At 44.9% G+C, this 25,183-nt stretch carries 14 protein-coding genes; 4 read left to right on the forward strand and 10 right to left on the reverse strand.

Annotated elements, in window-relative coordinates:
- Position 1: 1 nt before the first annotated feature.
- From sov to CJD36_RS13585, 4 genes are all read right to left on the reverse strand, one after another.
- The gene (gene sov, locus CJD36_RS13570; RefSeq protein ID WP_105039720.1) at positions 2-7,927 is read right to left on the reverse strand and encodes a T9SS outer membrane translocon Sov/SprA; all 7,926 of its coding nucleotides are present in this window, start codon (positions 7,925-7,927) and stop codon (positions 2-4) included.
- A 17-nt stretch (positions 7,928-7,944) separates the two neighbouring features.
- Complete coding sequence (gene ruvA / locus CJD36_RS13575) at positions 7,945-8,523, reverse strand: Holliday junction branch migration protein RuvA (RefSeq protein WP_105039721.1); 579 nt, start codon at positions 8,521-8,523, stop codon at positions 7,945-7,947.
- 191 nt (positions 8,524-8,714) lie between these two features.
- Positions 8,715-9,206 (reverse strand): YkgJ family cysteine cluster protein, encoded by a 492-nt coding sequence (locus CJD36_RS13580; protein WP_105039722.1) that lies wholly within the window; start codon positions 9,204-9,206, stop codon positions 8,715-8,717.
- Positions 9,207-9,402: 196 nt separating this feature from the next.
- A complete protein-coding gene (locus CJD36_RS13585) occupies positions 9,403-11,646 on the reverse strand; it encodes a Tex family protein (RefSeq protein ID WP_105039723.1) in 2,244 nt (747 codons plus the stop codon).
- Between the two features lie 374 nt (positions 11,647-12,020).
- On the opposite strand from CJD36_RS13585, the gene CJD36_RS13590 reads away from it, so the two are divergent.
- Positions 12,021-13,925, forward strand: a complete 1,905-nt coding sequence (locus CJD36_RS13590; protein WP_105039724.1) for a T9SS-dependent choice-of-anchor J family protein — start codon at positions 12,021-12,023, stop codon at positions 13,923-13,925.
- 153 nt (positions 13,926-14,078) lie between these two features.
- Here the strand turns inward: CJD36_RS13590 and CJD36_RS23260 are convergent, their stop codons facing one another.
- Positions 14,079-14,225, reverse strand: a complete 147-nt coding sequence (locus CJD36_RS23260) for a hypothetical protein (RefSeq protein ID WP_161499313.1) — start codon at positions 14,223-14,225, stop codon at positions 14,079-14,081.
- Between the two features lie 158 nt (positions 14,226-14,383).
- Between CJD36_RS23260 and CJD36_RS13600 the strand changes: the two genes are divergently transcribed.
- The 3 genes from CJD36_RS13600 (at position 14,384) to recQ (ending at position 17,930) form a co-directional block, all read left to right on the forward strand.
- Positions 14,384-14,755 (forward strand): hypothetical protein, encoded by a 372-nt coding sequence (locus tag CJD36_RS13600; protein ID WP_105039726.1) that lies wholly within the window; start codon positions 14,384-14,386, stop codon positions 14,753-14,755.
- Positions 14,756-15,019: 264 nt separating this feature from the next.
- On the forward strand, positions 15,020-15,478 hold the full coding sequence (locus CJD36_RS13605; protein ID WP_105039727.1) for a PaaI family thioesterase: 459 nt from the start codon (positions 15,020-15,022) through the stop codon (positions 15,476-15,478).
- Between the two features lie 280 nt (positions 15,479-15,758).
- The gene (gene recQ, locus CJD36_RS13610; RefSeq protein WP_105039728.1) at positions 15,759-17,930 is read left to right on the forward strand and encodes a DNA helicase RecQ; all 2,172 of its coding nucleotides are present in this window, start codon (positions 15,759-15,761) and stop codon (positions 17,928-17,930) included.
- Positions 17,931-18,143: 213 nt separating this feature from the next.
- Here recQ and tnpA read toward each other — a convergent pair whose 3' ends face one another.
- From tnpA to CJD36_RS13635, 5 genes are all read right to left on the reverse strand, one after another.
- Positions 18,144-18,596, reverse strand: a complete 453-nt coding sequence (tnpA, locus tag CJD36_RS13615) for an IS200/IS605 family transposase (RefSeq protein WP_105039913.1) — start codon at positions 18,594-18,596, stop codon at positions 18,144-18,146.
- A gap of 108 nt (positions 18,597-18,704) precedes the next feature.
- Positions 18,705-19,343 (reverse strand): sugar transferase, encoded by a 639-nt coding sequence (locus CJD36_RS13620; RefSeq protein ID WP_105039729.1) that lies wholly within the window; start codon positions 19,341-19,343, stop codon positions 18,705-18,707.
- Position 19,344: 1 nt separating this feature from the next.
- On the reverse strand, positions 19,345-20,586 hold the full coding sequence (locus tag CJD36_RS13625) for a glycosyltransferase family 4 protein (RefSeq protein WP_105039730.1): 1,242 nt from the start codon (positions 20,584-20,586) through the stop codon (positions 19,345-19,347).
- A gap of 82 nt (positions 20,587-20,668) precedes the next feature.
- Positions 20,669-22,555: an alginate lyase family protein gene (locus CJD36_RS13630; RefSeq protein ID WP_105039731.1), complete on the reverse strand. Its 1,887-nt coding sequence runs from the start codon at positions 22,553-22,555 to the stop codon at positions 20,669-20,671.
- Positions 22,556-22,560: 5 nt separating this feature from the next.
- Positions 22,561-25,182, reverse strand: coding sequence for a PAS domain-containing sensor histidine kinase (locus CJD36_RS13635; protein WP_105039732.1), 2,622 nt, complete (start codon positions 25,180-25,182; stop codon positions 22,561-22,563).
- Between the last annotated feature and the right edge of the window lies 1 nt (position 25,183).

The raw sequence follows: 25,183 nt of genomic DNA on the forward strand, positions 1-25,183 counted from the left end.
TCTAGTTTCCGAATATGAAGCGCAATGTTAATCCGGCCTTGGTATTGGTGGTAGGGTATGATGTAGAAACGTATGGTATGGTCTGCTGACGATCGAAATAGAAGTGCAATGTCAACTTATTGTTCACCGCATAGTCTACCGATGGCGATACACGCAACACCTGTTGCCCGCGCGAGGTAACACTTATGTTATTCGCAAGGAAGGTGTTACTGTTCTTATCATCCCTCAGACCAATATCCATTTTAAAGATCAACTCGTTTTTAAGCTTGGTGATACCAAACACCTGGAATGGTAGTTTAATGCCTTTCTTCCGGAATCCAAATCCTATCACATATTCGGTGCTCGCATTCTCACTCACCTGGTAGTCGATAAGGCTAAGGCTCATGGTCTTAGATTTTCTCAACTCGAACTTCGCAGTCAGGTTATTCTTCAGTGCCAGGTCTATACCTATCAGCGGATTGAAAGACTGCTGTATAGTAACGTTAGGCACCTGGAAGAACGGAACATAGTTGTGTGAATTGGAGTCAATGAACGACGGGAAGCCCAAACCGTAAAGATCTGTAAACAGTAATGATGAGTTATAACCGTTCATAGACATGCTACCGGTGTAGGCATGTGTTATGTTCAGGTTGTTGAGGTACTTGGCGAAGAACGGATACTTGCTCAGGCCATTGTAGGTCACCTTCCAGTTTGGCATTGGTATCAGGTACTTAAATGGATTGTCCTTTATGTTCGTATGCTTATAGTCTAGTAATGGCTGTGTACTGGCAGAATTGCCGGTGTAAGCGGCTATGAACGACGGTACAAGTACATCTTGTGAGAACTCAGTATATCCCTTGTTATACTTCGGATTAGAAGGGTCAGGAATGCCATTGGTATAAGGGTTGCTCGCACCTAACCTTTGTGATATGGTTTCTCTGCCCGACAGGAACTGATTATATACATCAGAGTACACACCGGTGTTCTTGAAGATCGTCTTCACAGCAATGTAACTGATATTGAATGATCCATTTTCGTATGGATTAAAGTGTACGAACGTACCTGTACCTGTGTCTTTAAACAACTCGCTATGCGATTTACTGAATGTTTTGGTCAATGACAGGTCTACCCTGAAATCCTTGAATGGCACCAATGTAGCGGTGGCACTCAGGTTCTGAGAATAGGTCTGCTGTAGCTGTGCGTTGAAAAGCGAGTCGCGGGTTAGTTTGCCTTCACTCGCCTTTTGTTCCAGCCATGTGCTTGTAGGCTGGTAGCCATATACATAGTTCCATCCCGGTGCTGCTGAGTAGTTATTTACACCCATAAAGCGCGTACTATCCAGGTAGCCAGGTAATACGGTCCCTGCATTCTCTGTATAGTTTACTGATACTCGGGTAAGCATGGTCAATATGTGACCACCTATTTTTACCGGTACAGATAGTTCAGGTAGCTTAGCTCTTCTTGCCTTGCGTGCTGCTTTGCGCGCTTTCTTTTTCTTTAATTTCTCAGCCTTGTAAAACGCCCTGTCTACAGAGTCCTGCAAACTTACCAATGAATCCAGCTGTTGATCGGTCATGCCGGTGGTATTTACATTCTGGTAAATATTCGGAGGGCCGGCAGGAGGTGTCTTTACCGTTGGTGGATTGCCATTGCCGCCTGTGTTGCCACCGCCGCCGCCATTCCCATTGTTGCCGCCGTTATTGCCGCCATTAGGTGGAGTAACGGAAGCTCCCGATCCTTTTACGCCACCCTTTGGACCACCACCGTTAGGATTGCCTGTATTGCCTCCGCCTGTGTTGCTGCCGCCTGTAGATCCACCACCATTATTGGAGGTGCCGCTTGTGCCGCCACTACCATTGGTGCTCGTGCCATTACCCCCACCTGTGTTGCCTCCGTTAGGATTAGTGCCTGTAGGGTTGGTAGGGTTTGTACCACCCGATGTACCACCTGCCCCTGTTGTGCCTGTATTGCCTGGTGTGCCACCGCCATTTGCGCTGCCACTGCCGTTTGTCTGACCATTGGTGCCTGTAGTATTGCCGCCCGGTGCAGATGTGCCATTGCCAGCACCGCCGCCTGCCGCACCACCCATGTCATCTACATCGCCCTGTATAATGCTGCCCGGTAATTGCTTGCCATCTTTCCTCAGGTCACTGATCTTTGGTGCACCACCATCAGGTTTGCCGCTAGGTGTTGGTATTTCACTCTTAGGTGGTTCTTTTGGTCCTTTGCCATTAACGCCCTTTTTGTTCGGTACGTTCAGTGCTCTCATCCATCTCCATTTGCTATATAGCTTGTTGAAGTCAAGGTCGCCCGATATAGTTTTAGTATTGGTATTGCCAATGGTATTACCCAGTTCATACGCCACCGGCGCAGCGCCTGTCCACGTATAGTTGGCTGAGTAGCTCATGCGCACATTCATCCAATCTGTAGCCGGTAGCTTGCTCAGTGGCGCTGTGTAAGAGCTGTTGAATGTTTGTGTGTAAGATGTGTTGTGACCGAACCTTGATACCAATCTGATAACAGAATCTCTCTTTTCTTTGCTATCGATCCTGCCATATGGTTCGTCAATCCGCGATACGTTGGTAGCGGTATAATCTACCGACAGCGACTTGGTTATCTCCCATCTTGTATTGTATACTCTCGTCCAGTTAAAGTTCTTATAGAACGTAGCAGGGCTCTGGAAGCCTGATCCGTCATTGAGGTCTCGTACTCTTGTCTCTTCCACTAACCTGTTCAGTTCATTACGCACAGAAAAATTAGATGGCAGCGGGTTGATATTGAAATCCCTTATCAATCCATACCATTTAGACTTAGACTTGATCATTTTCTTGAACGGCTCAAATGATTTTGTCTTTATGCTATAGGTATAGCCTACGCCCAGTTTCTGCGTGTTGATATTATCAAGTGCAATAAGTGCATTGTGCTTGAATTGGTTATTGTATGAGTAAGTGAAGTCGAAGTTCTTAATGCTCCATGGCATACGTATGCCCTTACCACCGGGTGAGCCGTTGATGCGCACATTGGTAAAGTTGAGACTGGTAATAGATGTGAAGTCCTGAGATGCCTTTTTGATGGAATCAGACTTAGCCGCATTGCCGGCCGAGTTCATCGCATCAGAAAGTAACACATCCTGGTTGTAAGGGTTGTATTTAGGAGTGGTCACATTCTGAGTATAACCCGCGTAGAATGGCAATTGAAGACCCAGCTTACGTGGCGCTAACTTACCAAGGTTAAGGTTGGTAGAAACGTTGTACTGGTAGTAATCATCCTGCGAGCGCTGACCTATCTTCTGGTCTATGTTGCCATAGCCCTGTGTGTGCATACTGCCCGACAGGTTAACGCTACCGAGGTCGGCCATCTGTACAGATACCTTACCGGCAGCTGCATAACCCGGCTGATCTTTAGTGCCCGCCATTCTCATTTCATCAAACCATACTTCCACACATTTGGCTATACCGTCGTCGCCGGGTGTCTGGTTGCTCTTCTTTGGGTTAACAATACCCAACATCATATTTTTAGCACCACCTATATTAGGGTTACCCAATACTACTATGGTATTGCCTTTGCTGTCGGTTGTATAGTAAGGTATGTAAGTAGGCAGGTTCTTGGCATCACGTTCTTTCTTTGCTTCAACAAGATCCTGAAGTGTCAGGTTCATTTCATTGGCTGCGGGCCATATGACATCAGACATTGCACTACCCGGCTGGGTTACTGCCAGTGGCATGCGATACTCATAATAGTTGCCGGTAAAGTCTGCACCTATACGGATGAACGAACTGATATCTGCATCCTTTATAGGTGCCTGTCCTACCTGCGATTCCGCATGGATAAACATACGCAGGTAAGTAAACTGGCGCATGTCCACATTCACTTCTTTAAATACGCCTCTTGCATCACCATCCTGTAGTGCACATGCCTTCAAAGATATTGATTGCTCATTCAATGCAAGGGTAGTTCCCTGCTGCCCTGTGGTTAACTGGCGTTGCACGCCCGGAGGAATAACGTAAGGGATAGGGTAGCGCGATGCATTCTCTTCAATGCTCACAGAAGTAACAGAGAAGTCTGTACTTGACGCGTTCTGCTGCGGCTGGTTTTCACCCGGAGTTGTCAACGAATAATTGTAGGTACGCCATTGGCTGCGGCCCAGTTCCAGCGATGCGAAACGCATAACCGTACTGTCTTCCCAACCGCTCAGGAACATACGCAGGAAACGGATAGAACGGAAGTCGGATATACCACCAACAACACGGTCATAATTCCTGATCGGAACTTTGAACTGATACCATGTTTCGCTGGCTTCCTGCCCGTTAGGCAATTTTACCTTACTTACCTGTTCGCTGATGATGTAGTTATTACCTACACGCATATTGTTAGGGTCAAGATCCAGGCGGTATTGGTAGTAGTTCTCAGCTTCGTTCAGTGTATTATCCCTGTTGATGTCTTCCGACTCAGGTATAGTAGTTGCCGATGTGGCATATGCCGAGTTAGGGTCCGTAACCGGAGAGTTACCCTCGGGATTATTAAAGCCTTTATATCGCCCTAATATGCCTGTCTTGGCATTGTCATAGTCACTGCCTCTGTAGTATTTGTAATCATCACTCGCAGGATCTAAAGACACTTTAAGGTATGCCGGGTTAGAAGCGCCTAGTCTCGCTCTTAGTGTGTTTAAGAAGTTCTTGAACTGGGTGGCTTCTCTGCCATTGTCCATTTCATCATAACCTACGTCCTGCGCTGCTCTTGCAGACGGGTCATTATCAAATGCACGGGTTATCTGTTGCTGGAATCTCGGTACATATCCCCATATGGTAGTATCTACTTTTTGCTGATCAAACGGGTAGGGCACACCATTCTCAAAAGACATTCTTGAGTCTTTCAGCACATCTTCTGATACCGAACCGAGGTTAAGAAATAATGATCCACCTGTTCTCGCTCCTTGTGTAAACGGACTTAGCATCCAGAACTGCACATACTGCACGTTCGATGCTTCAAAGTCGGTATTGTCTATCGGGCGCATGATACCACCCCACCTGTTTTTCGGGTTGGTAAGGTGGCCGCTGTCATCTATACGCACTGCATCAAAGTTGTAAGGACCTCTGTCTTTAGGGAAGAAGCTCAGGTCAAATGTGCTGAGCGATGTCTGCAATGATTGTGTAGGCCTGTTGGGGAATACATCCTTTACCTGCACCAACCTTATAAAGTGCTGGTTGCTGTCGTTCTTCACATAGTCAGGTACGCCTTGTCCCGGATCTACCAACGTAGGTTCTATTGAGTACCAAGCCAGTCGTGCCCTGTTCTCACCATACTTCAGCTGGTCGCTCAGAGATGCCTCGGGGAATAAGATCTTACCTGCCTTATCGGTAGCGCCAAACGGTGTTGATGCTATAGACCATGCCTGTGCGGGGAACCGCATATCATAACTGCTGGTCGTTCCTTCAAAGTCATCAATGTATACTGCTCCTTCGGGATCCAATGAATTGATCTGCTTAGGATGGCCAGGAAGTATACCTGCTACTTCACCGCTTATGTTTACAAATGATGGTGCTGTAGTAGAGTAGATAGGCAACTTGTCAACTATACGAGTGATCAATGGTGACTCAGACTGGTAATTGGCGTCAAGTCCTATCACTGTATTCTTGATCGGGTCTTCACCAAATGACACTTTCTGTGTGAATGGCCTTTCGTTCAGCCTCATGATAGTACCACCCAATGTGAGCTTCTTATTCATGTAGTAGTCAAAACGCGCACCCATGAAGTTCTGCTGCTGGAAACCGAACGTAGAGTTGTCCTCGTAGGAGATGTTGATAGGCACACCTGAGCTAAGTATACCTGTATTCAATATTTTCAATCGACCAAGGCCATACTCTATCTGATAATCCTGGTTCTCCACCAGCTTGGTGCCACCGGCGGTTACGCTTACCGAACCGGCAGGTATGTTGAAACCACCAAGGAATATTTCTGAAGAAGAAGAAGATTTGTAAGTACCCTTCAGTACATACCTGTTCAGGCTCTGGAACTGCTGTGCTATTGTTTTGGTAGAGTCATATAGCGCCTGGAATATATAACGCCGCTTAATGATCGGCGTAGCTGTTGCATCTACCGCATTAGACAGGTCATTACCAAATGGTTCCAACACAGGGAAGATGATCTTGCCCTGCTGCATGTTGATGGTTATCCCATCAACAAAGTCAAAGACCCCATCGGGCTGGGCTTCATTTTGGGAGTTGAGTCGATCTAAGTTTAATAAAGAGATGAATGTAGTACCTTTCTTAGGGCCTTCTGGGAAATACCTTTTGTCCCCACCACCCGGATCCTGGTACATAACATTAAGGGTAAAGTTCTCCTTGGTCAATCCGAAACCGCCCAAAGCATAAACGTTCTTCATCATCAGCTTCCATACCGGCAGGTAAGGTCTGTTAGATGTTCCCTTCATCAATTTCAAATAAAGTACTTTAGGATTGGTAGTATCAGGAGGAAGATCTTCTGCAAAATCACCCACCTGGTATACTTTGCCCTTGTAGGTATAGCGGTAGGCTACACCCAATACATCATCAGGGTTCATCTGCGTGTGCAGCATAATATAACCCAGTTGTGGATTGAAGTTGTACTCTGTAGCTGCCAGCTGGCGGGCTGTTGTGCGCTCAAAATCTTTACCCAACTCAAGACCAAGATCTACTGCCGAATTAGATGCATAACGCTGCTGGCGGCCATTAGGGCTCTGTAGTAACTGTGTATATAGTCTGTTACTTCCGTTATCAGGCACACCGTCACGCACACCCGGCGCACCATTATTCATAGAGGCCATATATGGATTAGCTTCACCCAGATCCTGGAAACATACCACGTCACGCACACCATTTACCACACCTGTACGATTAGTTACCCATACCTGTATCTTGGTGATCTGCACCTGCGAATTGATCACCGGAAAATCTTTCAGCGCAAGGTTATACCGGTCGTGAAAGTATTGAGAAAGGAGGAAGTCTTTATTTTCTTCATAAGCATCAGCCTTTATCGAGAACTGCTGAGCCTGCGATCCGCCTTGTACGGTAAGGCTCTTGCGCTGCGATTTTTGCTGCGATACAACACCAGTTACCCACAGGCGGCCAAATTGCAGCTGTGTCTTTAAACCAAACAAAGACTGTACACCGCTGATCAGGTTACTTTTCAGCGGGAAACTTACATTACCTGCTTCTATCTTCTTGATCATTTCGTCTTCCTTGCCGCTGTAGTCCAGCTTTTGCATATTCTGGTAGTCGAAAGTAGCCTTGGTATTATTGCTGATATTCAGTTTCAACTTATCACCTACAGTTGCCAGCAGGTTCAGGTTCATCTGCATATCAAAGTCGAAGATGCCGTATTTCTGTGCGCGCTGCACAAGGGTCGGGTTCTTAATGTTCTGCCAGTTGCCACCAAAGGTCACATCCACATTTCCCTGTGGTTTTACAGAGATGGTGTTACTACCAAATATGCGGTCGAACAAGCCATCCTTATACATCTGCGGCAGTTCAGGCTTTTTGTTGAACAGCATCATGGCATCGAGGCGGCGCTGCCAGTAGGCATCATCATCCATTTTTGCCCTGTACTTTGTATATTCTGCCAGACTCATGTAAGTAGGATTCCTGTTGTACATGGAACCCATCTTGTCATTGTAGTAATACCTGTTCGAATCCGGATCGTATTCAAACATTTTCTTTTCCGACTTAGGGTCTTGAAGGTCTATAGATTTTGGCCTGTCAAGGTCAGTTCTCGGGTCGCCGGTTTTATCATGTATCGGGAATTTTAGTTTGTGTGCGGTATCCTCTGTGTCTGAAGGTTTCTTAGTGGTGTCTTCAGGAGCAGGTACAAAGAAAGGGAATGGATGGCGCGGGTGAGCGGCAGCATTGAGTATGACTGCAGCTAACGCTATGAAACATAGTAGTTTATATCCAAAAAAACGCTTCCCCTTCAAGTTTGTCCCTTTTGTTTTTACAAGACGCGCAGCGCCTGTTTGATCAGCTCTTCAACAGTCAAAGAAGAAGCATTAGTTATTTTCTTAATGGCATTTTCGGCCATCGCTTTACTTATACCTAAATTGACTAAAGCTATTAACGCATCTTCAGGTATTGTATTGTGTTTTGGAGCGGATAACGATGTGGAATCTTTCTGGCGTAAAACCTTGCCTTTCAGTTCAAGCAAGATACGTTGAGCTGTTTTAGCGCCTATACCTTTTACTTTTTCTAGTGTTTTCGCATCTTCATGGAAAATGGCGCGTTCCAGCTCATCGGTGGTCAAAGACGACAAAATGATACGTGCTGTAGCAGCGCCTACGCCATTTATGTTCAGCAATTGTCTGAATGTGGCACGCTCTTCCTCGTCGGCAAAGCCATACAGCACCCATGCGTCTTCGCGCACCTGCAGGTGTGTATACAACCTGCATTTTTCCAGGTTTACAATGTGACTATAGGTTTGCAGCGTAATATTCACCTCATACCCAACTCCTCCCGCCGACAGATATAACAACGATGGCGACTTATATACCAGTTCACCCTCTAAAAATGCATACATACTTATTACAAAAATAACTTATTGCGCCCACAACAGGCAATAAAAAAGGTATGATCGCTCATACCGGCTGGAAAGATACAAAAAATACAGAAATATTGAATGAATAAGGCGTATTAAATATGGTTTTGCCTACATGTAAAATATTCAGGTTGTTCCAAATTGGATCACAGTCTATCATTTAATCATTGCCATCACAGTTCAGACATCTCCATCATTTTCCGCACAAACGCATTTGTAGCTGGGCAGTGCATCACATTTTTCTTAAAAGTATCGCTATACTCGTTAAAAGGTTTTTTGTCATGGTGCGGAAACTCAGCGCAATCGGCAGGGCGAACCTCATAAATGCTACACTTGTTATCGGCCAGCAGAAACTGACATGGTTGGGTAACATTTACCCAATGTCCCGATTTTGGCTCCAGCTTCAGCCATTTTTCTTTAAAAGTGGCAGGCTTCATGCGGATGTGCGTGGCAATACGCACAATATCATCATGCGTAAAGGCTGGTGTCATGGTCTTACAACAGTCAGCACAATCAAGGCATTGCACCTCTTTCCAGGCTACGGCATCAGCTTCTGCCACAAGCTCCTGTAAGTTTGCAGGCAGCTGCTCCTCCAGCTCATTCAGAAAGCCTACCAGCTCATCCTTCTCTATCCCAGCCTTTATTCGGAACGCATCCAGATCCATGATATAAAGTTAATTGATTTCAGAGAACACGTTAGTAGAGACGCAAGATTTTGCGTCTCCCAGAGAAGTTGTTTTCGGATATAAAAAGAAGGGGATTGCCATCTGACCGTTCTCTTTGAGACTCCACAAACAAAAGAGCTTTGACAACTTTCTAAAAAGTTGTCAAAGCTCTGTGTAAAACAATTTTTATAAATCCTTACTTCGAAAACCTGTTCTTCAGCATACTCAGCGCATCATTCATGCTTACCGGTGCTTCCTCTTTTGGTTTACTGTTGTGTTGCTTAGGTACCGGAGGCCCCTGCCTTTTTCCTCCACCTGCTATGGGCTCTTGTGTTTGCTTTATAGACAAGGCTATACGTTTGCGGGGTACATCTACCTCGGTTACCTTGACCATTACCTGTTGATTCAGTTTTAGCACCTCGTTAGGATCAGTAATATACTTCTGCGATATCTCCGATACATGCACCAGTCCATCCTGCTTCACACCTATGTCTACAAATGCACCAAAGCGGGTGATGTTGGTAACTACACCGGGCACTATCATACCTGTGTGTACATCCTCTATAGAGTAGATAGCGGCAAACTCAAACTGCTGCACTTCACTACGTGGGTCCAGTCCCGGTTTCTTCAGCTCGTTGATGATATCACGCAGGGTATGTTCGCCAATTTCAGGAGTTATATATTTTTTCGGTTCCAGTTGCTTCAGCAGCTCAGCATTGCCTATAAGCGACTTCACATCTGCGTTGATATCCTTCGCCATCTTCGCTATCAGCGCATAGGCTTCAGGGTGCACCGAGCTGGCATCCAGCGGGTCTTCACCTTCTTTAATGCGTAAAAATCCTGCACACTGTTCAAAGGCTTTATTACCCAGGCGCGGCACTTTCATCAACTGCTTGCGACTGGTAAACTTGCCTATCTCATTTCTGTAAGTAATTATGTTCTCTGCTATAGATGGCCCTATTCCACTCACATAAGATAACAAGTGTTTGCTGGCAGTGTTCAGGTTCACACCCACGGTATTCACGCAGCTGATCACTGTCTGGTCAAGGCGTTCCTTTAGTCTTACCTGGTTCACATCATGCTGGTACTGACCTACACCTATACTCTTTGGGTCCAGCTTTACCAACTCTGCCAATGGGTCCATCAGCCTGCGACCAATACTCACTGCGCCGCGAACTGTTATATCTTCATCAGGAAATTCTTCACGTGCTATAGGTGATGCTGAGTAGATGGATGCACCATCTTCATTCACCAGGAATACAGGTAAGCCCAGACTCAGTTTCTTAATAAATCCTTCAGTTTCTCTGCCTGCTGTACCATCACCAATAGCTACCGATTGCAGGTTGTAGGTCTGTACCAGGTTACGGATTGTTCGCTCTGCTTCCGGTAGTCTGTTAGGCTCATGTATATAGATAAGGCTTGTCTTCAACAGCGTACCTTGTTCATCAAGACATACTATCTTACAACCCGTTCTGTAACCCGGATCTATGGCCAATATACGCTTACTACCTAATGGTGAGCTCAATAATAATTGGCGCAGATTTTCGGCAAATACATTGATCGCCTCTTCATCTGCCTTCACCTTCAGCGACATCCTGAATTCACTTTCCAAACTAGGCAACAGCAACCTTCTCCACGAATCTCTAACGGCTTTCTTTACATGGTCTGCAGCATCATTATGTGCAGTTATAAAATGTTTCTCTGCCAGTGCCAATGCGTCCTCTTCTTCAGGAGAAATGGCCATGCGCAGCACGCCTTCCATAAACCCGCGCATAATGGCTAACAGCCTGTGCGATGGTATCTTGGAAATAGGCTCAGAAAATTCATAGTAGTCTTTATACTTAATGGCTTCCTGCTCCTTATCGGCCAGCACCTTGCTTTGCACAGTCGCTTTACTTTCAAACAATCTGCGCATACCAGCACGCACTTCTGCGTGTTCATTCACCATTTCAGATATAATGTCACGAGCACCTTGCAGCGCTTCATCGGTTGTTTTTACCTGCTCGTTTATGTGAGCTTTTGCTGCCTCTGTTATATCAAAATTCTTTTGCTCCAGCAGCAGGTTGGCCAGTGGTTCCAGGCCATTTTCGCGTGCTGTTTGTGCCTTGGTTTTGCGCTTAGGTTTGTAGGGGAGATAAAGATCTTCCAATTCAGAAACAGTTGTTGCGGCATCTATTTTTGCCTGCAATGTTTCTGTCATTTTACCCTGCTCAGTGATCGTCTTCTCTATAAATGCTTTACGATCGGCAAACTCCTTTTGGGCATTCGCTTCATCCTGTATATTCTGTATCTGCACCTCATCCAATGCACCGGTTTTATCCTTTCTGTATCGCGCTATAAATGGTATGGTCGCACCTTCAGCCAGTAACTCCAGCACAGCGGTAACATCCTGTCTCCTTAAATTCAATTTGGCACTTACGCCCTGTACATACTCTAACATATTGCATCAATTCTTGGGCTGCGAATGTAAGTTTATGGACGGATTCAGAAAAGGAATTTCTTTCCATTTGTTTTTGTATACAATAAATAGGAGTTGGCTTCTTCACCTAATTCTTAGTACGAAAATTGCTATGTATGGAGACGTTTACCTTTCTTTCACTACAAATTTTTTGAGATATTAACTGTAAGGAAATAATTAGCCTGTACCTCAGTAATGCGTGTCAGTTGAGCGAAAAAATAATGTACGCTCTTACTAACATTTCATCAGTGCAGGTCGTCAGTATTCATTGAATACAGACATGGAAGTCTTGTCCGGAGCGGCTTTTATGATGTATTTACCTATTAAGATCAATTTTCAATAACTAAAAATTAAAAATGAAAAATTTTCTACTTACGGTAGCGGTAGCTTCTGTATCATTGAATGCGAATGCGCAGCGTATGACGCTGCATGAAGAATTTACAGGAGAGAACTGCGGACCATGCGCAAGCACAAATCCCGGTTTCTGGACGCTGTGCAACAGTGGTACTAATCCGGCCAAGATCATTCATATAGCATACATGGTACCAATCCCTTCACCAGGTTTTTATTGCGATCGTACAGCTGCAATACATGTACCTCGTCAGGCCTATTATAGTGTGCCATATGCGCCATATGGTCGTTATGACGGTGCTGAGCCCAACCCTGGCTGTCACGGAGGCTCCGATCCTGGTCATCCCGATTGCTTTACTCAGGCTGATATTGATGCGGAAGCTGCCAGGCCCGACTCTTTTACCTTAACAGCTACCAGTGCATGGAACAGTACTTATGATCAGGTTATTACAACGGTTAATGTTACCTGTACTGCCGCCTGGACCGCCTTTGGCGCTACTCCCAATGTAAAGCTGCGCGCGGCATTGGTGCAGACCAATAATTTTGCTACACCTCCGGGCTCTAATGGCGAAACGCATTTTGAAAACGTGGTACAGGCTATGTACCCGGATGTAAATGGTACAACACTCACCGGTACATGGGCTACAGGAGAAACTCACGCTTACACCATCACCGGTACAGTGCCGTCATGGGTAGATAAAAGCAAATCGCCCTATATGGTTGTGTGGATACAGGACGATAATAACCTGTCTATCGCTCAGGCAGCAAAAGCTACGCCTTTGACACTAACACTCGATGCCGGCCTTACGTCATCACCTTCAGGGTACTGTGTGCCTGGTACAAGCGGCTCGGTGTCACCTGTTGTTACTCTTGCCAATACGGCTTCTGTAACACTTACATCTGCTACTATCTATCATAAAATTGATGGTGGTGCAATGGTATCTCAGGCATGGACAGGTTCGCTGCCCGCGGGTGCAAGTATAAATGTACCACTTACGGCATCAACACTCACCACAGGTGCTCATACGCTCTACGATTCTGTAGCTTCGCCAAATGGCACCACTGATGTCAATGTTATAAATAATCTATCAGGTACTGTTATTCTGGTGCAGTCCTCAACTACACATGCATTGCCGATGACCGCCGACTTTGAAGCGTCACTCCCTGCTAATTGGTTGTTCTTTGATGCGAACGGTAACGGAGACAACTGGGCTTTATCAACTGCCGGTAATCATAGCTCGGGTACTAAGGCGGCAAAGTTTGATGGCTATAGTTACCAGGAAGGGGAGACCAACTATATTCTTCTTCCTACACCTGTGCTAGGTGCGGGTACCACACTTAGTTTCTGGGTGGCCTACGCCAGATATAATTCTGTAAGTGAGGATAGTCTTGAAGTAGTTTATTCAACAGACTGCGGTACTACGTGGGTTGATCTTTACAGCAAAGGCGGCTCTGGACTAAGTACGACGGCCAATACATTCAGTGTCTTTGTACCCGTAGCGGCTGACTGGAGACAAGAAAGTGTAAATACCTCCGCTGTTCCGGCCGGTGCTATTTTAGCGTTCAAGGCAATCAGCGGTCACGGAAACAATATTTATGTGGATGATATAAATCTGCATTCTTCTGTTGGCGTATCTCAGGTTGAAGTTCAGACACTAAACTTGAATGTGTACCCCAACCCAGCAAAAGGCGATGCAACAATTGTTTTCGAACTTAATGCGCCATCAAATATGCAGGTTCAGCTGGTAGATGTTACGGGCCGTGTCATTAGCACAGTTGCTAATGAACAGATGAATATAGGGGCACATAGTCTCAGTTTCAACACCGCCTCTTTGGCGCCGGGTATTTACAATATTGTACTGCATACTACAGTCGGTGCATTCACTCAACGTTTATCTGTGGTGAAATAGCATTTACAGTTAATGTGGATCTGCACATTGCTAACAGTTTACGCATGGTGATGTTCATTGGTCTCGAATTAGATCAACATCTTTAAATACTAAAAGTGTTCTGCGCCCTTTGGCACGGAACACTTTTAGTGTTTGCATGTTGCACAACATGTTTTAGCTTTTCTTCGTCAGCATTTCTTCAGCTTTCTTTTTCAGCTTGCGAGCTTTGGCTTCAGTATCTTGTTTTACTTCCAGGAATGTGTTTTCCAATAATAGGCCAACTATTATTCCTGCAGTGGCGTAGGTGAGTAATCTGGACATTTTCATATATTTTGAATTTGTGGAAGTTTTTAATGGAACAACATACATAAATTATGCCACCACTAAAGTTGTCGCCCTGCCTACTGTAATATTTGGTAATTTTGGTTAAGCAGAAAGTCGGCTCGGATATCCGGCTATTACCTGTTGTATATTACAATATGTTCGAGAGCAAACATGAGCCGCTCGCTCCTCAAAGTGTGTTTTACTACCGTATATTCAGGAGCATGGCAATAGGTTTTTTTATACTGGGTATTTGCCTGCTAATTGGTGTATTAGGTTATCATTACATAGCTGATATACCCTGGATAGATGCCCTGCACAATGGCTCAATGATCCTCAGTGGGATGGGGCCTGTTGCCGAAGTTAAGAACGTATCCGGCAAAATATTTTCTTCTGCCTATGCCTTATTTAGCGGAGTGGTCTTCATTACTAATATCGGCTTTATTCTCGCTCCCGCCGCCCACCGCTTCTTCCACAAACTCCATGTGGGCGATGATGATGAACAGGAAAAAGAAAATGAGGATAAATAATGGGTGAACAAAAATTTACCAATATACCGTAGGGGCTGGCCTCGCGCCTGCCCTGCGTTAACTGTACAATTTTCGGATGTTTCCATCGAATGTTATGGTGAGTATCGGCATTAGTACGGGACGTATTCGTTTTGTATTACTCAAGTGTCCATTTCATAAATTCGCCTCCTCCTTTTCCTGAAATCCTGACCATCCTGATTCAGACAAATACGCTTCAGACACCCCCCACATACGTATCTTTACATCCTCAAATAAGAAATTGCCATGGGTTATAAAGACATACCGAAAGGAAAGGTGATGCAGTGGGTGAAGGATACATACGAAGGGAAAGAAGTTACAGACTCCCGCTCTCCGGCAGGTAACTGGTTGAAATTTACATTAGAACATATCGAGAAGGGGAGTGCTACACTCACCATGGAAGTGCGGGAAGAGATGACAAATCCCTATGGCAATATACATGGGGGCATGATGAGTCTGGTGATAGATGAAGCCATAGGTTGGGCAATAGTAAGCCTGGATACTGAAATGCATTATACATCTCTTACCCTTAATGTTGATTTCCTTTATGCTATCAGTGTTGGCCAGCGATTGAGAGTAGATTCCAAGGTAATGCGATCAGGTAAAAAGATCATCAACGTAGAGTGCCACGTTTACGACATGGAAGGCAAGATCCTCGCCCGCGGCGGTAGCAACCTTATCGTTACAGGTATGGCGTTTGTGTAATTTGTACCGGTGAGAATTTCTTTCCGAATGTCATGCTGAGCCTCGTCGAAGCGCGACATTCGGTATCGGGACGTTTCTCTTTGAGATTGTCGTAGCGGATACCAAGCATTGCCCGTTGTCGGTCTGGCAAACAACCAAGCTGCCAGCACACGTTCGTAGAGACGCAAGATTTTGCGTCTCCGCCCCAAATGAGCCATCGCGACCTACCCGTTGTGTAAAACAACACCCAACCCACAAAATATTTTTTACTTTTTACTTTTCATTTTTTACTTTAGTCACTATGGTTACCTACACCACCGACAAACTTAAACAGGCACTCAAACACTTCTTTGGTTACGACGATTTCCGTCTCGATCAGCTTTCTGTTATTCAAAACGTTTTAGCTGGTACCGATGTTATGGGTATCATGCCCACAGGTGGTGGTAAGAGTATCTGCTACCAATTGCCGGCCATGCTATTGCCGGGTATCACTATAGTAGTCTCTCCACTTATAGCATTGATGAAAGACCAGGTCGATTCACTCCTGGCCAATGGTATTCACGCCGCCTTCCTCAACTCTTCACAGTCTGCCGATGAGCAGCGCGAGGTGATCATGCAGGCACAGGCAGGAAATGTAAAATTGCTCTACATTGCTCCTGAGCGTATACCTGCCAATAGCAGCGCCTTCATAGATTTTTTAAGAAGACTCAATCCTTCTTTATTTGCAGTAGATGAAGCCCACTGTATCTCCTCATGGGGTCACGACTTCCGTCCGGAATACCTGAAGCTGGCTATACTCAAACAGTGCTTTCCTACAACACCTGTTATAGCTTTAACTGCAAGTGCCGATAAGCTGACGCAGGACGATATAATTAAGAAGCTCGATATCCCTTCTGCAAAGGTCTTTATATCCAGTTTCAACAGACCTAATATCTACTACTACATACGCCCCAAGCAAAACACAATGGCGCGTATTGCCGAGTATATTATGAAGCACCGCAACGACTGTGGTATTATCTACACGCTGTCCCGCGCATCTACAGAAGACATTGCAGGTAAGCTGCATGTAATGGGTATAAAGGCGGCCTACTACCACGCCGGTATAGACGCCAATGAGCGCAGCAGGGTACAGGAAGCCTTTCAGAAAGATGAAGTAAAAGTGATCGTCGCTACCATTGCCTTCGGTATGGGTATCGATAAGTCAAATGTCCGTTTTGTTATTCACTACGATGTACCCAAGAATATAGAAGGGTACTACCAGGAGACGGGCCGTGCCGGTCGTGATGGATTGAAGAGTGATGCCATCCTTTTTTACTCTCGTGGAGACATAATGAAGCTGAAAGGTTTTGCCACTGTAGAAGGTAATGCGGAACAGACGGTCATCTCGATGAATAAGCTGAAGAAGATGGAGCAGTTCTGTGAGAGCGATACCTGCCGCCGTCAGTACCTGATGCAGTATTTCGGAGAGCCATTCCCTGCCTATTGCGGTAGTTGCGACTATTGTATGAGCTCCCTCGAAGAACGCGATGCAACCGTTGATGCACAGAAGTTTTTGTCGGCAGTAGTTCGTACCGGTGAGCGTTATGGCGTTGGCTACATCATAGATATTTTGCGTGGTTCCAGTGCGGAGAAGATACAACCGGCCCACAAAGAACTAAAGACATACGGCATAGGTAAAGACCTGAAAAGGGAAGAATGGGAATGGCTGGCCCGACAGATGCTCAATAACGGATTCATAGAGCGATCAAACGATCAGTACGCCGCCCTCATACTCAACGACAAAAGCAAAGCCATCCTCAAAGGCGAATCCAAATTAATGCTGGTGATGCAGAAAGAGCAGAAGCTCTCGGTTATGGAAGAAGAGGAATTCACTTACGACGAGGGCCTATTGAAAGAACTAAAAGGCGTGCGCTACGAGCTGGCCGACAGAGAGCATGTGCCTGCTTACAACATAGTGCCCGATAACACCCTTGTAGAAATAGCCATGTACCTGCCCCAAACATTCGATGAACTGAAACAGATCAGCGGCTTTGGTGACTATAAGGTGGGTAAATATGGTGGGGCATTTCTTGACGAAGTGAAGAAGGCAATAAAGGAAAAGAACCTGGAGCCCCGCATGCATCTGAAGATACCAAAGACAATAAAGAAGGCATCTACAGATAAGGCCCCCGCAGCAGGCAATACCAATGCAGTAACCCTGGGCATGTATAAACAAGGTCTCAGCATGGAAGAAATTGCCGAGGCCCGTAAACTGGCAATAAGCACAGTAGAGTCGCACCTCACTAAGTATATCACTACGGGAGATATAGATATCTTCAAACTTGTATCTCCCTACAAGGTAGATAAGATCATTGCCACCATCCGCATCTCCGGCCAATACGCCGGTCTCAAAGTACTCAAAGAAGCCCTCGGCGACGACTACTCCTACAGCGAAATAAAACTTGTAATGGAATACAATAAGGTGTTTAATTGATGGAGAAAAGTTATTCAGCGCATAAGCCCTGAAAGGGCTACTAATGTTAGCCCGGGGTTTAAACCCCGGGTAAGGAGAAGCAACAACCCATAAGCCCTGAAAGGGCTACTAATGTTAGCCCAGGGTTTTAACCCTGGGTAAAAGAATGTAATTGGCAAGCAGTAGAAGGGCTAATCATGTTACCCCGGGTATATTTATACACCAGCTACGGCATCAATCCCACACATACCGCTCATCATAATCCACCTTGTACTTTTTCAGGATAGCTCTGTATTCATCTTGATATGTTTTGCTTTTATGATGCTCGTGTTGGTTATCAATATAAGCGATGACCTTTTCTGTTTCTGCTGGGTTGACTGAAAAGGCACCATACCCATTTTGCCAGTAAAAGCTATTCAAAGATTTATCCTGCGATTTCATCCATATAGATGAATGTGCTTTGATCTCTTTAACCAAATTCATTAAGGCTATCTTTTGGGACAGCATGCAAAGAATATGAACGTGATCAACATGTCCGCCAACCTTTAATGGTTGACATGCAAGCCGAGTACATTCTTTCCCAATAAAGTCATACAATTCCTGCTCAACGGGGGGATAAATAAGTTGTTCTCTATTTTTTGTGCTGAAGATAATGTGCACGTAGTTGTTTATTAGTGATTGTCCCATAGTCATTATTTTATGGTTTTCCTACCTTATTCCCAGGGTTAAAACCCTGGGCTAACATTATTAGCCCTTTCAGGGCTTCTCCCTTTATACACTACACCCGCTCTCACCTCAACACTCTCCCTTAAACTTCTCCATTGTTGCAGACGTATCAGAACTGATACCTTCAGACTTGAACACCTTAGACACGGTGCGTAACAATATCTTAAAATCGAGCACAAACGAAATATGCTCTACATACCATACATCCAGCTCAAACTTCTGTTTCCAACCAATGGCATTACGGCCATTTGTCTGCGCCCAGCCTGTAATGCCGGGTTTTACATCATGACGATGCTTCTGTGTTTCGCTATATAACGGCAGGTACTCTACCAACAACGGGCGAGGCCCTACAATACTCATATCCCCTTTGATCACATTGATCATTTGTGGCAATTCGTCAAGAGATGTTTTGCGGATAAAAGAGCCAATTGAGGTAAGCCTTTCCGCATCAGAAAGCAGGTTGCCGTCCTTATCCTTCTTATCATTCATCGTCTTGAACTTCACCACCTTGAATATCTTTTCTCGTTTCCCCGGCCTTGGCTGAAAGAAGAATGGTTTGCCGTCATTAGCTATCGCCAGTAACACTACCAGTACAAGAAACAATGGTGACAGTACAGAAAATACGATCAGCGCCACAACAAGATCACCGAGCGGTTTCACCAGGTGTATGTACAACGTTGAAGGAAGACTGCGTTTGATCTCTGCCATGTTATTTTTTGTTGATGATACTGCTGATATGATTTATGTACTTCTTCGCAAGCACCTCCCTGTCAAAGTTCTCCTTTGCATACCTGTAGCCACTCTCACCTTGTGTGATCAGCTTTTCGGGGTGGGCTATATAGTCGCGGATAATACGATTGTATTCTGCGGTGTTCTCGGGCTCCACATAGGTGCCTGCACCTGCATCTTCTACCAACTCACGAGATACACCATCAATGGCCATCAGTATTGGTTTCTTGCAAGACATATAGTCGAACGTCTTGTTGGAATACACGGTCTTGAACGTATCTACTCGTTTCAATACTGAAGCCCCCATTTCTGATGCCAGTATATACCTGAACACCTCGGCTTTCGGCACAGAATCAAGGAAGCGTACATTGGGTACATTCCTATCCTTGGCCATTTGCTGCAGGCGGGCTTTCTCCATTCCTTGCCCTATCAAAAGGAGCAATACATTGGTATCTTTCAATGCCTCACCCGCATCCAGTATCTGTTCCAGGTGGTTGGCAACACCATGCGCTCCCACATAAGTGATCACAAACCTGCCTTCCAGATCATGCTGTTTCCTGAATGCAGCAACATCCAATGTCTGCAACAACGTCTCAGACAAACTGAAATCCGATGCATTAGATATCTGTATTAGTTTGCTTTCAGCTATGCCTTTTTTCTCTTTAAGTGTCTTATAAAATGCAGGCGTCAGCACGTTGATCAGCTTCGCGCGTTTGTAGATAAATCGCTCTACCCAATACGCCAGTTTTATCACCATCCCATTGGTCAACACGCCTGTATCAATCGCCGATTCGGGCCACAGATCGCGCACCTCAAATACAAATGGCATACCTCTTAATCTTGATATCAGGTAGCCACTGCCACCTACAAATAATGGTGGTGATGTAACAATAACTACATCAAATTTCCCCTTCGCTTTAAACAACCCTGCATAGCACGATGAGAACATAAATGAAAAGTATCCCCACAGCCTTCCAGCAAAACCATTGTTGTACGACTCCGACACATGACAGCGCCATACGGTCACATCGCCCTGTTGTTTCTTTACAAAGTGCTTACCCTTATACTCCGGTCTTTTCTCAAGTCCGTTTGCATGCATCATGCCGCCAAGTACAGTTACAGTGTGGCCCATCTCTGTCCACACGCGCGTCAGCTCATTCCACCTCGATCCACCCGGATCATCTTCTTCCAAAAAATATTGATGTAGTAGTAGTACGTTCATTGTTCAATTAAGGTCTTATTCTGATCGTGTCAGCAGTTAAAGGTAATGCGCCAGATGCTAACTCTGCACCACTCAGCCGGTACTACATTTTTATTGTTGTATTAAGTACGCTCTTGTCGGTACTGTAAACGTATTCAACACTGGCTTCTTTCTCCCCATATCTCGATGAATACCATCCCTTACCTTGCTCCGGCTTCAGTTCTTTATTATCTGTGTCCTTAGTAACTATTTTTATCTTTTTTGTGTTGGCCGGTAGCATATGCCATAGCTGCCGCATCTTCATTCCCGCAGGCTTATTCACTATCTCATCTCTTATTTCCCATTCCGGACTGCCTTTTTTCTTAACTACCGTTCGCCTGTGTTCTATACCTTTATCCAGGTAAATAAATGCGTTCACTGCACCATCAAAAGTATAGCTGGTAGTATCCTCAGTAAGTGCTGCTTTTGTAGCCTGAGTCCAGTAAAACCATATAAAGTGACCGCCTTTCAACATCTGGTCTTTATCATCGAGCATTACTGTATTGTGAGATGCTGTCCCGCTGAAATACCTTATGGTCTCAGCATCTGTATTGTATTTGTAGCTGCCCGCGTCAGGTAATATATTTTCACCTTTGTACCAGATGTCCAGGTGTAGCGCATCAGCTTGCTGTGGTCTGTCTTTATAACTGCCGCATTTAATGAAGGTGAGCGTCTGCGGTTCACGTATCACATAATAGCCGCCTTTCGGAAACGAATGTATACCATCAGCCGGCTGCCATGTTTTTCGTGCGTTCTCAAAAATGCCATACCAGTGTGCATCTTCGTTATGGTCATTGAACTTAAGCTCTGTTCCCACTGCAAGTGCCAGTGCCTGCAGCTGTGGCCTGTAGTCGCGGTAGTCCGTACTGCTCAGCCTGAAGAATAGTGCACCATCATTTGCACCATAGTTGGGCAGGTAGCCATTCTCTTCTATCATACAGGTACGTAGGAACAGGAATGATCTTTTAGCACGCTGATAAACTATGTCACTGAAGCGTTCCTTATTCAGGTCAGCGATAGATATGGCCCACGTCATCAGCTGCATCACTACTCTGTGGTAGTTCATAGCATATTGTAAAAACGTGCCGTCATCATATACCTGGTAGGCTATCTCTTCTTCAAACCATGCTTTACCTTTCTTCTTCCACGTATCAGCTCCTGGTAGGGTAGGGTACAGTAATCCCGCTATATACAATGTCAGTGTTTCGGTGATAGCGTGATTATTCCTTACTGCTATCCTCGAAAAATTGATGTTGTGATATACATGATGCACATGCCAGTAAATGGCATACTGTATCTGGCCAAATATTTCTTTAGTCAGGTTGGGTGAATTCTGATAGTAATGCAGGGCAAACGTCCAGTTCAATACCCTTAAAGACATCTCCTGGCTGCAACGGTAGTTTGGGCCGCAATTCACCGGGTTGCTTTTTATCCACGATAGTATGTCTGCAAACACCATTGTGCTGCAGTCTTCATTGAAATGGTAGTCGTAACGAATGATGTCGTAGATGTACGAAAACCTCGACTTCTCCCACACAAATTTTATATCACCGGCTTCTTTCGAATAGTCGCTTATTTCTGTCCAGTGTTTATTGATATCATATTTGTAGCCCGAATCATAGTTCGTCACCCAGTCATAGTCTTTGCCAAGATCAGCAAGTATACTATTGAACATAAGCAGCTTGCCATCTTTCAGTTGCTCATAGCGATCTTTCAGTTCTTTGTCAGGTGTGCGCGGAAAGCTCAGTGATTCTTTGCTGTCAAAGAAAAATTTCACTGGTTGCTTTTTCCAGTCCGATAGTGTGAGGTATTGTTGAAAGGCAGGTGCGGCCGGAAATTTCTTCTTGAACAAGCCCGACTTGCTTTGCAGCAAATGCGATACGCGGAACGCCACGTAGCGCGGTCCCATATTGCCCAGAAAGTTAACGATCTTACCTATTTTACCTGCCATCGTTCTTAAAATGTTACTATAAATTCACTGCCTTCGTTCAGTTTACTCTTTACATCTATCTTCCCGCCAAGCGATTCTATCTGCGTCTTGGTAATAAATAGCCCCACACCTTTACTGTCATATCCATGATGAAATGTCTGGTTCAGCTTAAATACCTGGTTGCCATACTTGCTCATGTCAATGCCTATTCCATTATCTTTTACAGACAATGTAAACTTGCCATTAACGTTATACGTCGAAATGATTATTTCTGTCTGGTTGTCATCTGCACTGTATTTGAGCGCATTGCTGATCAGATTATAAAGTATGCTTTCAAGATATACCTTCGGATAGTCAACAGTCTCAACAGTCAGCTCTTGCTTAATGATGGCTCGCTTTTCATAAATAGTGCCGTGCAGCTGATTTATGATATTAGCTATAATATCCGGTATATTGCAATGGTCGAGTGCTATATCATTATTCAGCTTGATGAGTGTCATTTCCATAAGTGTATTCAGGCTACCCATCAATGCCTCGCTACTCTGATGGATCAATTCCAGTGATTCATCTTTAGATAGGCTATCCTCATCTATATAGTCCTTATCCGACAGCAGTCTTATATTCCCTATTGGCCCCCTCAGATTATGACCTATCATATGGGTCAGTTGGTCCATCTGGTTGATCTTATTCACCAGGCTGATCTTTGCTGCTTCCAGCTCCGAATTTTTACGGCTTATTTCGTCAGCAAGTTCTTTCTTGGCAGTAATATCTACCACCTGAGATACAAAGAAGCCTGGTTCATCTTCACTGTTTTTCACAAAAGATACTGTGAGCATAGCCCACACTATCTTCTTGCTTTTAGATATATATCGCTTCTCAAGCGTGTAATTCGATAATTCACCTTTTACAAGCTTGCGCAGCATATGCAGGTCTGCCTCAAGGTCTGCCGGATAGGTAATATCTTGGAAGGTCAGTTGCAACAATTCTTCCTTTGAAAAGCCTGTTATATCACATATGGCCTTGTTCACCTCCAGCCACTTACCATCTTCGCTCAGCAGGGCCATGCCTATACCCGAGTAGTTAAATGCACTGGCAAATACATCCCGGCTCTTTTTTAGCTCATGTTCGGCAAGTACGCGGTCGGTTATATTGGCACCATAAACGATGACCATATCTACCTCGCCATGTTCATCAAGTAATGGGTGCAGGCACCGGTAATGATAGGATAGTTTGCCCTGACGGTCAATTATCTTTTCTTCCCACTCATACGGCTTCTTTTCTTCCATCACTTTGGCAAACCGCTCATTTCTTGCATCTGCCAACGATAGAGGTTTGTTCCTGTATCTGAAATAGTCCTCATGCTTTTTACCTATCATCCATTTGCGCAACTCATCGTCCATGATGGCTGCAGGATTCAGGAATAAGAAGCGCTGTTCACCGTCATGCGCAGCAATATCTTCCGGTATATTGTTCAGTATCTTTTCGTAAAAAAGCCTTTGTTGCTCATAGCGGCGTTGCGCAAGCTTTTGGTCTGTGATATCTCTGAATTTCCATATCTCTGCTTTCTCTTTGTTGGCAAGCGTGATCGGAATAAAATCCCGGCTGTATATTTTACCGTTATGTAATTCTATCTCATCATTACGTACCAGTTCACCCGCCTTTCTGATCTCATTGATCCGTTCTGCAAATTCCTCAGGATTTTTTACCATAAGGCTTCTTGATGCAACACTTTCTTGCACAGGCACACCCTTTAGCTCATGCGGAGGAACAGTAATTTCGTACATTTCGCAATAGGCCTGGTTGGCAAACAGTATGTTTGATTGCCCGTCAATAAGCAGCAAGGCATCCTGCATTTTTTCTATCAGTGTTGATAGTAGTTGCAGTGTCGATAGGTGTTCTTGTTCCTTTTTTTTTCTCTCGTCGATATCGGTGTGCGTGCCAATCGCCCGGATAGGTTTCCCATCATTGTCTTTTGCCACAACTGCACCTCTGCTCAATAGCCACTTGTATTGCCCATCTTTACACTTATACCGCAGCTCAGAATAGTAATTAGTTACGTCACCTTCCAGATATTGTTGTATGGCGCGTAAAGAATTTTGATAATCGTCAGGATGTATAATATTTGACCAGTCCTCAATAGAAACTATATCTACTATTGACGCACCAAGTTTTTTATGCCATTTATCAGAGAATATTGCTTTGTTGGTTGTAATATTCATGTCCCACATCCCATCACCTACGGCATCAATGGCTGCTTCCCATGCCTCAGTGTCCATACCCCGTATTGTACTCTTATCCTGTAAATCAAATACAAGAAAAAGAACAGCCGTACCAGATTGAATGTTCATCGCCCTAACGTCGTACGTTGACGTATGATCATGTTTGATCACCACGTATTCGGCTTGCACATCACAACTATTTGTGATCGCGTTCGTCACCTGATCTTCTATTTGCCCTAACAGCGCATCATGAGACACATCACTTAATTTCTTCCCAACAAAGTCCTGCCAGTTATCATAGTGTGTGATGCCGGCTTTGTCCCATATATTTAATATCTCCGTTCCCTCAGACAAACACATCACCCGCTCACCCACATGTAGGAGGGTGTCAGCAATAGTATTCATCAGCAGATCGGATGTTGGCGTCATA

This window comes from Flavipsychrobacter stenotrophus (genome assembly GCF_002954265.1).
GTDB lineage: Bacteria > Bacteroidota > Bacteroidia > Chitinophagales > Chitinophagaceae > Flavipsychrobacter > Flavipsychrobacter stenotrophus.

Excerpts from the sequence above, each read along its gene's own strand:
- CJD36_RS13625 (WP_105039730.1), bottom strand. The coding sequence starts at position 20,586 with ATGAACGTACTACTACTACATCAATATTTTTTGGAAGAAGATGATCCG.
- CJD36_RS13600 (WP_105039726.1), top strand. The coding sequence starts at position 14,384 with ATGTTCGAGAGCAAACATGAGCCGCTCGCTCCTCAAAGTGTGTTTTAC.
- CJD36_RS13580 (WP_105039722.1), bottom strand. The coding sequence starts at position 9,206 with ATGGATCTGGATGCGTTCCGAATAAAGGCTGGGATAGAGAAGGATGAG.
- CJD36_RS13635 (WP_105039732.1), bottom strand. The coding sequence starts at position 25,182 with ATGACGCCAACATCCGATCTGCTGATGAATACTATTGCTGACACCCTC.
- CJD36_RS13620 (WP_105039729.1), bottom strand. The coding sequence starts at position 19,343 with ATGGCAGAGATCAAACGCAGTCTTCCTTCAACGTTGTACATACACCTG.
- tnpA (WP_105039913.1), bottom strand. The coding sequence starts at position 18,596 with ATGGGACAATCACTAATAAACAACTACGTGCACATTATCTTCAGCACA.
- CJD36_RS13630 (WP_105039731.1), bottom strand. The coding sequence starts at position 22,555 with ATGGCAGGTAAAATAGGTAAGATCGTTAACTTTCTGGGCAATATGGGA.
- CJD36_RS13605 (WP_105039727.1), top strand. The coding sequence starts at position 15,020 with ATGGGTTATAAAGACATACCGAAAGGAAAGGTGATGCAGTGGGTGAAG.
- CJD36_RS13585 (WP_105039723.1), bottom strand. The coding sequence starts at position 11,646 with ATGTTAGAGTATGTACAGGGCGTAAGTGCCAAATTGAATTTAAGGAGA.
- recQ (WP_105039728.1), top strand. The coding sequence starts at position 15,759 with ATGGTTACCTACACCACCGACAAACTTAAACAGGCACTCAAACACTTC.
- CJD36_RS23260 (WP_161499313.1), bottom strand. The coding sequence starts at position 14,225 with ATGTCCAGATTACTCACCTACGCCACTGCAGGAATAATAGTTGGCCTA.
- ruvA (WP_105039721.1), bottom strand. The coding sequence starts at position 8,523 with ATGTATGCATTTTTAGAGGGTGAACTGGTATATAAGTCGCCATCGTTG.
- CJD36_RS13590 (WP_105039724.1), top strand. The coding sequence starts at position 12,021 with ATGAAAAATTTTCTACTTACGGTAGCGGTAGCTTCTGTATCATTGAAT.